The following is a 13,207-nucleotide window of genomic DNA, read 5'->3' on the forward strand; positions in this document are numbered from 1 at the left end:
GGGGACCACGCGGGTGGTTGCAGTTGTGACTGAAGGTAGGCCACGTCGACCGCTGGGTGGCTCTATGTCCTGCTCGGCCAGTAGCCTTCGGCGTCCTTGGCCTGCACCGCGTCGCCGCTGACGGTGGCCCAGTAGACCGGTCCGAACGTCTGGATGACCTGTTCACCGGCGAGAATGTGCAGCGCCGCACCGAGCCCGACCATGTATCGCAGTTCGCCCAGCCCTTCGACAACGTGGAAGGTAACGCGGCGCCCGTCGACCGTGGTTACGTCCAACGTGGCAGCGACCTGAACACCTGTGGGCGGTGCATCGGACTCCCGGACGCCGTCGTGGTCTCGGATGACATGGCTGGACATACCTGCAGCGTGACACAGCCAAAGCCCGGGTCGCCACCATCTCGCCGCGTCAGCCAACTCGACCAGGTTCTTCGGGGCCTCAGCATGTGAAGCTCGATGAGGATGCCGATCGCTGTCGCGATCCTGGTGCGGCTCCGGATTGCGGCTTCGAGGTGCCGCGAGGGGCGTTCTGGTCGGAACCGGTGTACGGTGGGGTGTAGTTCCGGAATCGACGACATCCCATCTTGAGGCTGCCAGCCACACCGGCTCTCTGGTAGGAGATGTCATGTCGGTACTTCATCGCACTCGACACGCGCCCAAACCCGCGGCGTCAGGCACGCCGCCGTCGGCGGTCGACGAACTCGTGACACCGTTGCCGGCTCGCGCGCCGCGCACCAGGCTCAGCGGAGCCTGGCTCGGGATCTGCGTCACCGTGCTCAGTTTCGTTGTCTTGATCGTGTTCATGCTGCAGAACACCGGCAGTGTCGCGGTCAACTTCTTGTGGCTGAACGGCTCCGTGCCGCTCGCGCTCGCGTTGTTCATCGCCGGCGTCGCCGCCGCCGTGCTGGCCACGACAATCGGCGCTGCCCGGATGACCCAGCTGCGTCGCCTGGTGCGCCGCCGCGGCAAGGACTGAGGCGTCGCGATGACGCTCATTGCCCGCGACGGCAGAACAGTCATGTCCGCCTCCGCACCGTCGACGCCACGGCTGCGACTGCGACCCGGCGGATCGAAAGGGCTCCTGGACGGCGGCTGGTGGCCGCGCTCGACAGACCCGGTCGCCGAGATCCCAGGCCTGGTCCTGGCCATCGATGCCCTGCGTGGGCCGATCACCCGGATCATGCTGTTCCGCGGCGACTGGGACAGCCATCCGCGCCGTCTGGCCGTCGACGGGCGAGTCGTGCACCTGGGATTCTTCGCCAGTCAGCCGCCTGGATTGCTGATCGCCCTGGCAGGCAGGGCGGGTGCCCGTGTCGACCTGGGCGTCATTCCGCCAGGGACCACAGCAGCTGTGGCCGCTACTGCGTTGACGCTTGCCGCCGAGATCGGCAACCGGACTCATGCGCAAGACCTGGTGGCAGCGGACGGCTCCGAGTCGTCGAGTGAGTCGCCAGCCGAGCCGTCCACCGAGGCCGCCTGGGAGACCGACGGCGGCCACCTCGCCGCCCCGCCCCACGCTGCCCTCGACGAGAAGACGGCCTGACGACACGGGTCGAAGCAGCACGGGCCAAGCCTGGCCCGAGCCGGCGGCGAGAACCTGGCAAGGGAGCACGAGATGTCCACGAACGTGCGCAGTACCAGCGCTCGAAGTACCGCTGGGATCCCGGCGACCAGCGGCTACGCCGATCTGGCCCGGGAGATCCGGCGTCTGGGCCTCCAACGACGCCGGCCAGGCTTCTACACCATCGTGCTGATCGCCAACCTGATGACCCTCGGCGGCGTTGTCACCGCGATGGCGTTCCTGCGCGACTCCTGGTGGGTCATGCTGCTTGCGGTCGCGCTAGCGATCGTGTCCGCGCAGATCGGCTTCTTCGGCCACGACGCCGGCCACCACCAGGTCGCCCGCAGACGTGTACCGACCAGGCTGCTCGGCCTGCTGAACGCAAACCTGCTGAACGGACTCAGCTACGGCTGGTGGATCGACAAGCACAACGCCCACCACGCCCACCCGAACGACCTCGAGGCCGATCCGGACGTGCTGCCCGGCATTCTCGTGTTCGACGCGGCCCAGGCAGCCCCGCGGACGGGCGCGGCGGCCTGGCTGACGCGCCATCAGGCCGCGCTGTTCTTTCCTCTCCTGTTGCTCGAGGCACTCAACCTGCATGTCTCCAGCGTCCGCGCATTGCTGAAGCCCGGCATCCGTGGGAGGACCTTGGAGCTCGCCCTGCTCGGCGTCCACTTCGGTGGCTATACCGCCTTGCTGATCACCACGACGACGTGGCTGCAGGCGATCGTGTTTCTCGTCATCCACCAAGGGCTGCTCGGTGTCTATCTCGGCTGCTCGTTCGCCCCGAACCACAAGGGCATGCCCACCCTGACCGCCGCGCAGACCGCCGACCCGTTGCTGAGGCAGGTGCTCACGTCCCGCAACGTCCGGGGCGGTCCGTTCGTCGACTTCGTGCTTGGCGGGCTGAACTACCAGATCGAGCACCACCTGTTCCCGAGCATGCCGCGGCCCAACCTCCGCAAGGCGCAGCCCGTCGTCCGGAGCTTCTGCGCCTTGCACCGGGTGCCATATGCGGAGGCCTCCGCGTTCACGTCATACCGGACGGTGATCCGTCACCTCCGTGACGTCGGAGCCGACCTGCGCAACGCACGCAAAATCGCCACCAGATAACGAAAGACCCCACCGCCGAAGCTCTCTGCCCAGCTGCGCAAGCCGCGCCAGCGGAGGAGTGTTGCAGGGTATCGGCTGAATCGGGGGCCGTCCGATGTGGTGTCGCGGTCGGTGTCACGGAGTCCTCTCTCGCGGCCGGCCTCGAGGGTCGGCCAGACAGCTTTGATGAGATGGGCGATTCGCTCGAGATTCCAGTCTGGGGCTGGCATGACAGATCGCGACTCGGCAGTGAGGTGCAACCTGGAACCGGGCGTCGGCGAGACCGCCGCCCGATCTGTCAGCATGAAGTGAAGTCTGCTGTGCGGGCGCGGCGTTGCTGCTCAGCGTCGGAGCAGCGTTGCCGCAAGTGAATCAGCGACTCTTCCAGCGCCGCGACCTCACCGAGCCAGGCACGATCCTTCGCCTCTGCAAGACGGGCTTCGGTGTTGGCGGTCATCTCCTCGATGCGGTGCAGCTGGGCTCGGTCGACTCGCAGGAACCGGCACTTCACGCAGGCGTGTTCGTGGACGCAGGGGGTGCCGTAGGGGCGGTGGCAGTCGCCGAGGGCGACCTTGCGCAGCAGGAAGTGGTTCTCGAACTCGGCCCACTCCTCGCCGGTCGCGGTCCGCAGCTCGCCGCCCGGGCGGGTGGCTCGGCGACGTTCGATGAAGTGCTGGTGTGCGGCGATGACTTCTTCGGGGAAGACAGCGGTGTAGCCGCGGGTGGTGTCGAGGTTGAGGTGCCCGAGCAGGGTCGCGGCGATGTGCAGCGGCAGCCCGGTGGACACCATCTCGGTGGTGAATAGACGCCGGAAGTCGTGAGGCGTGAAGTGGATCGGCTCGCCGGCGTCGCGCAGCCCGGCCGAGACCGCGACGTCGATGATGAGCCGTCGGGCCACCGAGGGCGACAAGACCTCGTTCCGGGTGCCGATCCGGCGGACGAACAGGTGCGGGAACGGTTCGCCGTGCACCTTTTCGTGTGGGTCGTAGCGGACTGACAGCGGGATCCGGCCGCTGTTGTCCTTGGCGCGGCGCTGAACCGCGACCAGCACGGTCACCAGTTCTGGCGTCATCGGTATCAACCGTTCGATGTCGGTCTTGCTGGGCACGATGTGCAGCAAGGGCACGAGCGTGCCGGTGGAGGCGGCTGTGTAATGGCGCATGGACAGTTGGGTCAGCTCCCGCAACAGCGTGGCCGATGCTCTCCTCGTCGAGCTGTACTCGACCGCGGCCAGTGAAGTCGATCTCGGCCAAGAACCACACGCTTTCGTAACTTCTAACAGTGAGGACTTCTCACTACCGAACGGGGACAAGCGAGAACCTCACCCGGACATCGCTAGCCTGTTCGCGGTGGATGGCTCGAACTACGGTCTGGGTGTTGATGGGCTGGATGCCGTACTCCTGGACCATTTCGGCAGTGAGATAGAGGAGCTCTACGAGGAGACATATTTTGAGGAGGAACCTCGGAAGCTCGCCGAGATCACAGCTGCGGAGCAAGAGTTCTACGACCGGGTCTGGTACCACCGGTCGCTGCAACACGAGTATCGGCTCGAGGATGCCGGCGACGGAGAAGGGATCGACCGTCTTCTCGCGATCGCAGGCCCAGGGCGGAGACGGGTCGAGGTGACTTATCACGAGCCCGGACAGCTCGGCCCGTACAGCGATTTCGAACTGGGCATGCTTCACGGCAAGCTGTCTGCTCTGCGGTGGGTCTTGGGCAGCGAATGGGACTTTCTGGACACGTAGCAGGCGGGCGACCAGTCGTGGCGCGCCCACGGACGCGACGACCCGGCGGGCTTGCCCGCTGACCATGCTTCGCCCGCGCAGGCCTCGGCCTCGTGGTGCCGGTCGTGGTGCGAAATGGTGTTAATCGCTGGTGATCGGCGGGGCGTGGTGCAAGCCGTACGCAAACAAAAGCGCTGGTAGAGGCTGGATGAGGCGGTGACGTTCCTCCTCGTAATGAGAAGGTCGTCGGTTCGATTCCGACAGGCGGCTCCACCAGAGCACCAAGAAACCCCAGGTCAGAACACTGATGACCTGGGGTTCTGTCTGTCCGGCGCGGGTCAGGTTTCTGGTAGATCTACGACGGCAACGGGCCGGGTGGCGTCGTTGAGGACTCGCCGGCTCACCGACCCGAGCAGGATCCGGCGGACCAGGCCCTTGCCGTGGGTGCCGACGACGATCAGTTGTGCGTCCTCGGCGTGGCCCAGGATCGCTTCAGCCGCGGGCCCCTCCACCGCGACGTGGTCGACACTGACTGGGGCGGGGTTCGTCTTGGTCGCCTGGTCGAGCGCGCGGATGATGGCCGCGGCAGCCTCCGCCTCGACGTCCGATCCCATCCGCGCGAGGAGCTCGGGGTCGTCGCGGAACGCTGGGTGCAGAGCGTCGTACGCGGCAACGGCTCGCACCGAGGTCTTGCGTACGGCGCCCCGGCGACGGCGTAGCGCAGTGCGTTGGTGCTGAACTCCGACCCGTCGACGCCGACGCCGCCGAGCCCGCGCCGGCCGACCACGACGGCGTCTGCGGCCGCGGAGGCCTCCGCGAGCAGGTGGGCGGGGTGGCCGAGTTGCGAGGTAAGGGTGCAGGTCAGGTCTGAAGCGCCTCCTCGATGTCGCGGCCAGCTCCCCGGAGACCTCGGCGGATGCCTCCGAGGAACTCGTGCGGACTGGTGATCGCGGACAGGTGGGGTCGTGATGCGGTGTGGCCGTAGGGTTTCCGGGTTTCCGCCCCACGGTGGGTTCACCCACGGTGTTGTGGGTTCCAAACCCTTCACACGGGTCAGGAACCCACAACACGATGGGTCAACCCACCGCGCGGGGACGCGCGCGGTCGACCGGCGTGGGCGCCGACTCGGTCACCCGGATCCGGACCCACCCACGGGGTGGTCACAAGAGCCTGTTTTCCCTTTGTCGGCGAGCGGGACGATGTCGTGTCGGGTGATGTCCCAGGCGGTCGCGTCGAATGCCTAGGGCGCGAACGTCGCGAAGGCCGACCAGACCTCATCACCGGCATTGTTGATGAGGTCTGGTCTGTGCGTATCCGCCACGTTCAATCCGACCGGTCCGAGCAGCGACACCTCGCAGGACTTCGGCGGCGGCAACGGCAACGACGTCCGCCGGCCAAGCTGCGATGGCGTTCGGTACGTCAGCCTCATACTGGCTCACGCAGCCTTGCATCGTCCACAAGATCAGACGACACGCCCTCACATCTCGGTGTGGCTCCGCCCACCGCTGTCGACCGCAAACGTCAGAAGGCTCCTCCCCATGACAGCATCTTCCGCGCGACTCCCGGACGCCCAACAAGGGCGAGATCGGCAGCGGTCGAGCGCTCTACGTGCCCTGCCGGTGGTCGTTGATCGTCGGTGCCGACCCGGTACGGCGAGTTGCGCGAGGGGGTGGTCGCACCACGGTGCCCAGTCGCCCGTCCCGAACAGTTCGAGTGCCGACGCATGGCGTCAGCCAACCCGAGCGGCGGCTCGGTGGCCATTGGTTTCGCTTGAGCCGCAGACCCGCCCGTGTCGATAGCATCGCTCCATGGCGGTGACGGCTTCTGGGGTGTTTCGGCGGACTGCGATTGAGCGGTCGGATCAGCGAGTTTCCTGGGAGCGGACGGATCAGGCGTTCTTCTCGAGCGGGGCATGCCACGTGCTGGCCTGGACATGCCGGGACTTCTATCCCGACCAGGGGATCGCCTTGGCGGCGCTGTACCTGGGTGATTTCGAGCATCCGCTTCATGTGTACGCGAGGTACGGCACGTGGGCGTTCGATGCGTCGGGCTGGAACCCTGAGTCAGAGCTTCTGCAGGTCAACAGCGACTTCGAAGGTCTTCCGGTGCGTGAAGTCGAGACGATCACGAGTGACCTTCGGGAGTTCTGTGAGAAGCATGTGCACCGGCAACCGCATCAGTACTGGGAGGATCCAACAGAACGCGCACGGGCCTACGTGAGCCGATACGATCCGCCTTGGCCAAGGCCGATGCCAGCGCTGAGGTGAGCCTGAAGCGGCAGGCGTACGTCGAAGGTGGACGAGAGTCGTGGCTTCGCTCTCGCGCCTGCTGACGGTGGTGTACGGCGGATGGGCGCTGGTGATGCCGACTTGCTGGAGAACGGGGCGGTACATGGGCAGAAGGTACGTCGGCCGAGGACTCGCCGCCGCGGCGATTGCGGTTGCGGCTTGCTCCGGTGTGGGGCTGATGCTGCGGGCCTCTGATCCGAGTGATGTCCGTGTCGGGGATGCGTTTGGGGCGTCCGAAGGGTCGTACGAGATCGGCGTCCCGACTGCTCAGGTGGGGGACGATGTTTGGTTCTTCGCGCCAGGGATCACCAATCGCTCGTCGGAGAAGGTGACGCTGGAGGAGGTGCGTCCTGGGACGGTGCCCGAGGGAATCAGCTTCGTCGAGGCAAGGCTGTTCGAGAAGGACGTCTTTGTCACCGGCATTCCGCTGTCGTGGGATTCGAGCGGCGGCCTCGCTGCGGATGATCCGTCGCGGAAGCCGTCGACCGAGGTGCGCGGGCATGCGCTGCTCCCGGGCGCGACTTTGCCGGACGAGAAGATCGTCTATCTGCATGTCCGGATCGCGACGACGGCGCGCCCGCTGATGGTGCAGGGCGTCGAGTTCGTCTACGAGCAGGGCGGCCGGCGCTACTCGCAGACGTTGGACGCGAATCTAGTGATACCCCCGAAGCCGTAATCCAGACGGCTGGCGTGGTGCCGGCTCACAAGGTGGTGTCGCCGTGCAGGCGCAGGAGTAGCAGGTCATTCGGTTTGGGCGCGGAGGAAGGCGAAGGGGTCGGTGAGGTCTTCGGTGTCGGCGTCGGCGTTGTGCTGGACGAAGGTCCAGAATTCGCCGCGGCGTTCGAGACCGGGGGTGTCGTCGAGGGAGGTCCAGCCGTCGAGGTGGATGAGTTCGGCGGCGGCGCGGTCGGCGGTGGGTACGGCGAGGGTGGCGTCTTCGTCGGTGTTGTGCGGCCAGGCGCGGTGGTGGGCGTCGCGACCGGCGGCGAGTACGGCGGCCTCATCGGTGATCGTGAAGTCCCAGCGGATGAAGCCGGACAGGATCGCACCTGCTGAGTCCTCGACGCCATCATCATCGAGGTCGTCGTCCAGGCCGTCTTCGAGTTCGTCGTCGAGGAGGTGCAGCGGGATCGAGCCGCACCAGCCCAGTTCGGCGTCGTTGTACGCCGCGGCGGCCTGTTCGAGCGCCGCGGCCGAGGCGAAGTACGGCATCAGTTCTCGTTCGCGACCGATGCGCTCGACGGTCAGCTCGGCGTGTGATCGGAGCGCGGAGATCAACTCATCCACCGAACGCAGGTACTGCTCGCGCGCCGCATCTGAATACTGCTCGACGTCCTCCATGAGGTGAAGATAGCCGCCCATCGGCCCGCTTGAAGCTCTTGGGGCGGCCGAGGCGGTTGACCGGAGGTTGAAGCGCCTGAGCCGGTTGAAGCGGTTGGCCGGTGGTCAGGGTGCTGACAGCTCGGCTATGTGGCTGAGCGGTCGACAGTTGTGATGACCGACGTGATGCCTCTCCGAATCCGGGCGCAGGCGGTACTGCGAACTCGAGGACTGTGGGATCCGTCGAGGCCTGAGCGTAATGCTCTCGGTGCTGTACCGCGACGACATCCATCTCAGCGCGGGTAGGGCGGTGTTGAAGCGCTTCAGCCGGTACGCCGAGCGAGGGCCTGCGCTTCGACGGTGAGCCGCGGTGGGTCTACCACACCAGCCCGGAGTGGAATCTCGAGCCGGACGACCACCTCATCGGGGTTCTCTGGCCGATTCGCTGAGGTCGCCGAACGAGGCCATGGTCTGCCAGCGTTCGAGGACGTCGTCCGCGACCTCGTCGATCGTGCGGTTCGTGGTGTTGACGGTGTAGTCGCTGATGTCGGATGCGGCCAGTTGCCCGGAGAGTTCGGCGGCTCGGTGGATGAGCTTGTCGAGGTTGTCGCCGGTCTCGCGGGCGCGGTCGCGGATGCGTTGGGCGAGGTCAGCGTCCGGAGCCGACAGGCGGCAGATCACCACCGCTACGCCCGTGGCGTCTTCGAGTTGATTCCGCTCGGCCGCGTCCTCGACGACCCCGGCGACGATGAGCCGTCGGCTGCCTGCCCGGACGTAGTTCGACCACACCGCGGCCAGGTTCGTTGCCTTCAGGCGTGACTGGTGTGGGTCGTCGCCAGGCGCGGGCCAGGCGGCTCCGAGCAGGTCGAGATCCGCGAATCCGGCTGCGAGGTCGAGGTCGATGCAACGGTCGAAGACGCGCCAGCCGACCGAGGTCTTCCCCACGCCCGGCGGTCCGGACAACACAAGAGCAGGAGTCACCCGACACATCATGCCGGGTGGCGGCAACCACTTTCAGCTGCCGCTCCCGGCTGCGAGGTGTACCAGCCGCAGGCCGTCATCCGGAGGCTTTCGAGGCAGCTCGATACGCGTGCCACTTCGTTTCCGGCGGTTCGGCCGGGGCGGGGAGGAGTTTGCGGATGGTGGTGGCGTCGGGAGCCCAGGCGCCTTCGGGGAGCGGGCCGATCAGGCCGGCGTAGACGGAGCGGAGGACCTCGGCCTGAGCGGTCCAGGAGAAGCGGTGCTGGAGGTGGGGGTCGTTGGCGATCCGCTTGGCGATGCGGTCCCGATCGGAAAGGACATTCCACACGGCTTGGGCGAACGCGTCGACGTCACCGGCCGGATAGACCGCGCCCAGGTCGAGCTCGGTCACCAGGTCGGCCTGTGCTGGAGTGTCACTGGTGATGATCGGCAGGCCGGCGGCGATGTACTCGCAGAACTTGTTCGTCACCGCGATGTCGTGATTAGGGGCGTGCAGCAACGGACTGACGCCGATGCTTGCCGACCGCAAATACAGCGGCACGACTTCCGCGTCCACGAACGGCGCCAGGTGTACCCGATCGCTCACACCGAGCTCTGCCGCGCGGGCCAGCAATTCGGCGGTGACCGAGTTCGCCCGCGCGACGATCGCGAGATGTACCTCGGAGAGTTGCGGCAACGCCTCGACGATCGTTGCGACACCGCGAGCGCGATTGACGCCACCGCCGTACACGAGCAGCGGTACGTCCTCGCGCAGGCGCAGCAGTTCGCGCAGGCCCTTGACCTCGGCATCCGCGGGCGGTTCGACCGGTGCATTCAGGACGACGTCGGGTACGGCGGCCAGTTTGTGGTCGCGGTACAGCCATTGCGCGAGCGGCTCCGACACCGTGATGACCCGGTCGACGTCGCGGATGAACTCGCGTTCGAGGTCGGCGTACGCCGCGACGCGCCGTGGAGGCACCACCGGTACGCCGGGGATGTACTCGTGGGCGTCGTAAACGATCTTGATGGTCCGGCCGTCGAGTGCTGCCCGATGGGCTGCCCGCGCCGCGATGCCGAGCATGAACACGTCGTGGACGTGGATGACCTCGATCAGCATGCGATCGAGCAGCGGGCCGAGGGTGAGTTCCTGGTCCATGACTTCGGGCATCACCCGGCGCCAGCGCCCGGTCGGCAGGCGGCGATGGAGGGCGAGCAGGCGTTCGCGTCGTTTTCCGGTGCCGAGATCGGTCAGGTCGACCGGGTGGGAACGCCGCAGGAAGTACGCGCGGGCCTGAAGTATCGAGCGGTGCAGCCGTAGGACGCGCCAACGGATCGCGCGGCGCAACCGGTCCGCGGGGGAGCGGCGTAAAACGTTTTCCTGGCCGGCGCGTCCGCGGTCTCGATGGTCACGGCCGCGCTCGCCGCGGAGTTCACGGCTCGCGTACTGCCAGCGGCTGTAGGCGAGCAGATACTCGGCCTCGGTCGCGAACCACGGGCGGAGATTCGTCCGCACGTTCGCGAGTCGCTTGCGCCAGCCGGTCAGCAGGGCCTTCGACGGGATCGGCGGGCACAGCACCTGCACCTTGCCGTAATGGCGGACACCTCTGAGCCGACGTCCGGGGATGCCGATGCAGGTGACGTCGAGGTCCCAGTTCGCCACGGTTTGGGCGTACTTGAGGACGCGGGCGTCGGAGACGATGTCGTTGCCGGCCATCATCACGACCTTCGGGCGAATCCAGGACGGCTTCCAGGTCGTCGGCACCGCGCTCGGCTGCTCGACGAACGGCGCCAGCGTCTCGGCCGACCAGCGGCCGTCGTGGACCTGTTCGACGAAGGCGGGCCCGCGGGCGGCGAGCTCGCGACTGCGTTCCGGGTGCGCGATGAGGTCGAGGACGACCTGCTCGACGGAGTCCGGCGTCGCGTCGACGATCGGGAGTTCGAGGCCCGTCTCGGCGGTGACGCGGTCGCGCACCTGTTGGGCGATGTGACCGACGACGATCCGACCGGCCGCCATGGCCTCGCAGGCCGCGACGCCGTAGCTGCCGATACGGAACTGGTCGAGGACGATATCGGCGTCCCGGTACACGGCCGGCATGTCCGCCGGGTCGACACCCTCGACGCGCCGGTACGTGATCAGGCCGCGTCGTGCCAGATCCTCCATGATCGGGTCGATCAGCCCCGAGCCCTTCATCGCCGACTTGCTCGGCGCGTGCGCGACGACCGGCAGCCTGTGCTCGAGGACCGGGGCGTCGCTGCGCCAGGCGTCGACGTCCACGATCACCGGGCACCACGTGGCGTTCGGCACGTAGTCGAGGAGGTCGGGCGTAGAGACGTACACCTGGCCCGGGTACGACGTGAAGAGGTCGACGGCGCGGGTGGCGTTGCGTTCGAGCAACTCGACCGCCTCGTCCTCGAGATCGGGGAACGGCGACCACGGCTCGGTCTCGGCGTGCCGGCTCGGGATACGGACGTCGGAACCGTGCGCGATCAATGCGACCTGGAGGCCCTTCATCAGCAGCGGCGGGATCTCGAAGGACCCGTCCGGACCGTAGAGCGGGCCGAAGATCGGGCGGCCTGCCTCGAGGAGTACGTGCGTGTAGTTGCCGATGACGTGGTTGTAGAAATTCATCCGCCATCTGGGGTTCCGGCGGTACGTGCGCGCCGGGACGCCGTAGTCGACGGGGTAGTCGAGGACTCCTTTGAAGAACGCGAAGGACGTTGCCTTGGTGGTGGGCATGCGACCTTCGAGTGCCCGCGCCCACCGGGTGCCCTGCCCCGCGAAGTTGGCCGGCCCAACGAGTAGTCGTACCGGCGCATCGAGCCGCGCCGGCAGTCCGTCTCGCGAAGCCGGGGTGTCTGTGTTTCTATCCACGATAGTGTCCCCCCACGCTTGCCCGTTCTCCCGTCGGAAATACAGGCCTAGACCTCTTCGGTTGATAGATGCCGCGAGGGGCCTGGATAGTTGCGCGCCGAGACCAAATTGCAGCTTTTGTCATCCGCAACCCACTCAAGCGTTTGAACCGCTTCAGCTGAATCCGGGGCGACCCTGGCGGCGGAATAGGGTCAGTTATGGACTGGGGTGTCGAGGTTGTTGAGCAGATCGACGAGCACTGGCGGAGTCGGCTTCGGCCTCGGCTGGTGGGATTGACCGACGACGAGTACTTCTGGGAGCCGGTCGAGGGATGCTGGACGGTCAGCCGGCGAGGGGAGAGCCGGGCGCAGTGGTCGTTCGGGTCGGGGGAGTTCACCTGGGACTACGGCGAGACCGACGGGCCGGAACCGGTCACCACGATCGCGTGGCGGATCGGGCATCTGAGCTCGGGGTTCGCGCAGTCGAATGCGAAGCGGTTCGGCGGGCCGCCGACGAGTCTCGAGACCTTCGAGTACGCCGGTACCGCGACTGAAGCGCTTCAACAGCTCGACGAGGTCTACGCGTGCTGGTTGGACGGCGTACGGCGCCTCGGTGTCGACGGATTCGCCCAGCCGCAGGGACCGGCAGCGCCGCCGCAGTTCGCCGACCTGCCGATGGCGCGGCTCGTGCTCTACTCGAACATCGAGATCGCCCACCACGGCGCCGAAATCTACCTGCTGCGCGACCTCTATCTCCGGCGCGGCTGAACCCGCGCGGGGCTGAAACGCGGTGCGGCTGAAACAGCGCGTGGTTCAATGCGCGCATGGAGCTGGTGGCTCGGGCGGTTGACCAGGAGCGGTGGGACGACCTGGTCGAGCTGTTCGGGCCCAGTGGTGGGACGCGCGGGTGCTGGTGCATGGCGCGCCGGCTGCCGTCCGCGCAGGTCGCGACGAACGGGAACGCCGAGAATCGCGCGGCATTGGAGGCACTCGTCCGCGCGGGCAGTCCGGTCGGCCTGATCGGGTACGTCGACGAGCGGCCGGCGCTCTGGTGCGCGATCGCGCCGCGGACGGAGTACTACGCGATCGTCCACTCGCGGGCCCTTCCGATCGACGACCCCGACGATGAGACGATCTGGGCGATCAACTGCCTCTTCGTGAAGAGCGGCTACCGCCGGCGGGGCCTCACCACGCCGATGATTGACGCGGCCGTTGACTACGCGCGCGATTCGGGCGCTCGCATCGTCGAGGCGTACCCGGTGAAGTCGATGCCCGGCGATCCGGGACGCGGTGTGCTCAGTACGTTCCTCGGCGCGGGCTTCACGCCGTACGCCGAAGCGCGCACCACGGCCAAACGCAACGTCATCGTCCGCCGCGCCCTGTGAGACCTACCTGCTCTACCGTGCCTGTCGC

The 13,207-nt window shown here is 67.1% G+C and carries 14 protein-coding genes; 8 read left to right on the forward strand and 6 right to left on the reverse strand.

From position 1 onward, the window contains the following. Positions 1 to 62: 62 nt before the first annotated feature. Positions 63 to 356: a hypothetical protein gene (locus AB0B82_RS02340; RefSeq protein WP_360161574.1), complete on the reverse strand. Its 294-nt coding sequence runs from the start codon at positions 354 to 356 to the stop codon at positions 63 to 65. 265 nt (positions 357 to 621) lie between these two features. Here AB0B82_RS02340 and AB0B82_RS02345 point away from each other — a divergent pair, with 265 nt between their 5' ends. From AB0B82_RS02345 to AB0B82_RS02355, 3 genes are all read left to right on the forward strand, one after another. Further along, on the forward strand, positions 622 to 972 hold the full coding sequence (locus tag AB0B82_RS02345; protein WP_360161576.1) for a lipopolysaccharide assembly protein LapA domain-containing protein: 351 nt from the start codon (positions 622 to 624) through the stop codon (positions 970 to 972). 9 nt (positions 973 to 981) lie between these two features. Continuing rightward, positions 982 to 1,539 carry a DUF5994 family protein gene (locus tag AB0B82_RS02350; protein WP_360161578.1) on the forward strand — a complete coding sequence of 186 codons (558 nt, stop codon included), beginning with the start codon at positions 982 to 984 and terminating at the stop codon, positions 1,537 to 1,539. 72 nt (positions 1,540 to 1,611) lie between these two features. Continuing rightward, positions 1,612 to 2,673: an acyl-CoA desaturase gene (locus AB0B82_RS02355; protein WP_360161580.1), complete on the forward strand. Its 1,062-nt coding sequence runs from the start codon at positions 1,612 to 1,614 to the stop codon at positions 2,671 to 2,673. Between the two features lie 277 nt (positions 2,674 to 2,950). Here the strand turns inward: AB0B82_RS02355 and AB0B82_RS02360 are convergent, their stop codons facing one another. Further along, a complete protein-coding gene (locus AB0B82_RS02360) occupies positions 2,951 to 3,814 on the reverse strand; it encodes a tyrosine-type recombinase/integrase (protein ID WP_360161582.1) in 864 nt (287 codons plus the stop codon). Between the two features lie 28 nt (positions 3,815 to 3,842). Between AB0B82_RS02360 and AB0B82_RS02365 the strand changes: the two genes are divergently transcribed. Continuing rightward, complete coding sequence (locus AB0B82_RS02365) at positions 3,843 to 4,397, forward strand: hypothetical protein (protein ID WP_360161584.1); 555 nt, start codon at positions 3,843 to 3,845, stop codon at positions 4,395 to 4,397. Positions 4,398 to 4,714: 317 nt separating this feature from the next. Here AB0B82_RS02365 and AB0B82_RS02370 read toward each other — a convergent pair whose 3' ends face one another. After that, positions 4,715 to 5,059, reverse strand: a complete 345-nt coding sequence (locus AB0B82_RS02370) for a universal stress protein (protein WP_360161586.1) — start codon at positions 5,057 to 5,059, stop codon at positions 4,715 to 4,717. A gap of 1,125 nt (positions 5,060 to 6,184) precedes the next feature. Between AB0B82_RS02370 and AB0B82_RS02375 the strand changes: the two genes are divergently transcribed. Together AB0B82_RS02375 and AB0B82_RS02380 are read left to right on the forward strand one after the other, a co-directional pair. Next, positions 6,185 to 6,643: a hypothetical protein gene (locus AB0B82_RS02375; RefSeq protein WP_360161588.1), complete on the forward strand. Its 459-nt coding sequence runs from the start codon at positions 6,185 to 6,187 to the stop codon at positions 6,641 to 6,643. 40 nt (positions 6,644 to 6,683) lie between these two features. After that, positions 6,684 to 7,340, forward strand: a complete 657-nt coding sequence (locus tag AB0B82_RS02380; protein WP_360161590.1) for a hypothetical protein — start codon at positions 6,684 to 6,686, stop codon at positions 7,338 to 7,340. A gap of 65 nt (positions 7,341 to 7,405) precedes the next feature. Here AB0B82_RS02380 and AB0B82_RS02385 read toward each other — a convergent pair whose 3' ends face one another. The 3 genes from AB0B82_RS02385 to AB0B82_RS02395 form a co-directional block, all read right to left on the reverse strand. Continuing rightward, on the reverse strand, positions 7,406 to 8,005 hold the full coding sequence (locus tag AB0B82_RS02385; RefSeq protein WP_360161592.1) for a hypothetical protein: 600 nt from the start codon (positions 8,003 to 8,005) through the stop codon (positions 7,406 to 7,408). Positions 8,006 to 8,404: 399 nt separating this feature from the next. Further along, the gene (locus AB0B82_RS02390; RefSeq protein ID WP_360161594.1) at positions 8,405 to 8,965 is read right to left on the reverse strand and encodes a hypothetical protein; all 561 of its coding nucleotides are present in this window, start codon (positions 8,963 to 8,965) and stop codon (positions 8,405 to 8,407) included. Positions 8,966 to 9,041: 76 nt separating this feature from the next. Further along, the gene (locus AB0B82_RS02395; protein WP_360161596.1) at positions 9,042 to 11,681 is read right to left on the reverse strand and encodes a glycosyltransferase; all 2,640 of its coding nucleotides are present in this window, start codon (positions 11,679 to 11,681) and stop codon (positions 9,042 to 9,044) included. A 332-nt stretch (positions 11,682 to 12,013) separates the two neighbouring features. Here AB0B82_RS02395 and AB0B82_RS02400 point away from each other — a divergent pair, with 332 nt between their 5' ends. Both AB0B82_RS02400 and AB0B82_RS02405 read left to right on the forward strand, forming a co-directional pair. Further along, entirely contained in the window at positions 12,014 to 12,562 is a 549-nt protein-coding gene (locus tag AB0B82_RS02400) for a DinB family protein (protein WP_360161598.1), read from the forward strand. Between the two features lie 56 nt (positions 12,563 to 12,618). After that, positions 12,619 to 13,179 (forward strand): GNAT family N-acetyltransferase, encoded by a 561-nt coding sequence (locus AB0B82_RS02405; protein WP_360161600.1) that lies wholly within the window; start codon positions 12,619 to 12,621, stop codon positions 13,177 to 13,179. Positions 13,180 to 13,207 lie beyond the last annotated feature (28 nt).

The sequence above is a fragment of the Kribbella sp. NPDC048915 genome (assembly GCF_040649595.1).
GTDB lineage: Bacteria > Actinomycetota > Actinomycetes > Propionibacteriales > Kribbellaceae > Kribbella.

Bases quoted from the DNA above. Each gene is read 5' to 3' on its own strand.
- AB0B82_RS02340 (WP_360161574.1), bottom strand. From the start codon at position 356: ATGTCCAGCCATGTCATCCGAGACCACGACGGCGTCCGGGAGTCCGAT.
- AB0B82_RS02375 (WP_360161588.1), top strand. From the start codon at position 6,185: ATGGCGGTGACGGCTTCTGGGGTGTTTCGGCGGACTGCGATTGAGCGG.
- AB0B82_RS02405 (WP_360161600.1), top strand. From the start codon at position 12,619: ATGGAGCTGGTGGCTCGGGCGGTTGACCAGGAGCGGTGGGACGACCTG.
- AB0B82_RS02345 (WP_360161576.1), top strand. From the start codon at position 622: ATGTCGGTACTTCATCGCACTCGACACGCGCCCAAACCCGCGGCGTCA.
- AB0B82_RS02395 (WP_360161596.1), bottom strand. From the start codon at position 11,681: ATGCCCACCACCAAGGCAACGTCCTTCGCGTTCTTCAAAGGAGTCCTC.
- AB0B82_RS02350 (WP_360161578.1), top strand. From the start codon at position 982: ATGACGCTCATTGCCCGCGACGGCAGAACAGTCATGTCCGCCTCCGCA.
- AB0B82_RS02400 (WP_360161598.1), top strand. From the start codon at position 12,014: ATGGACTGGGGTGTCGAGGTTGTTGAGCAGATCGACGAGCACTGGCGG.
- AB0B82_RS02385 (WP_360161592.1), bottom strand. From the start codon at position 8,005: ATGGAGGACGTCGAGCAGTATTCAGATGCGGCGCGCGAGCAGTACCTG.
- AB0B82_RS02355 (WP_360161580.1), top strand. From the start codon at position 1,612: ATGTCCACGAACGTGCGCAGTACCAGCGCTCGAAGTACCGCTGGGATC.
- AB0B82_RS02360 (WP_360161582.1), bottom strand. From the start codon at position 3,814: ATGCGCCATTACACAGCCGCCTCCACCGGCACGCTCGTGCCCTTGCTG.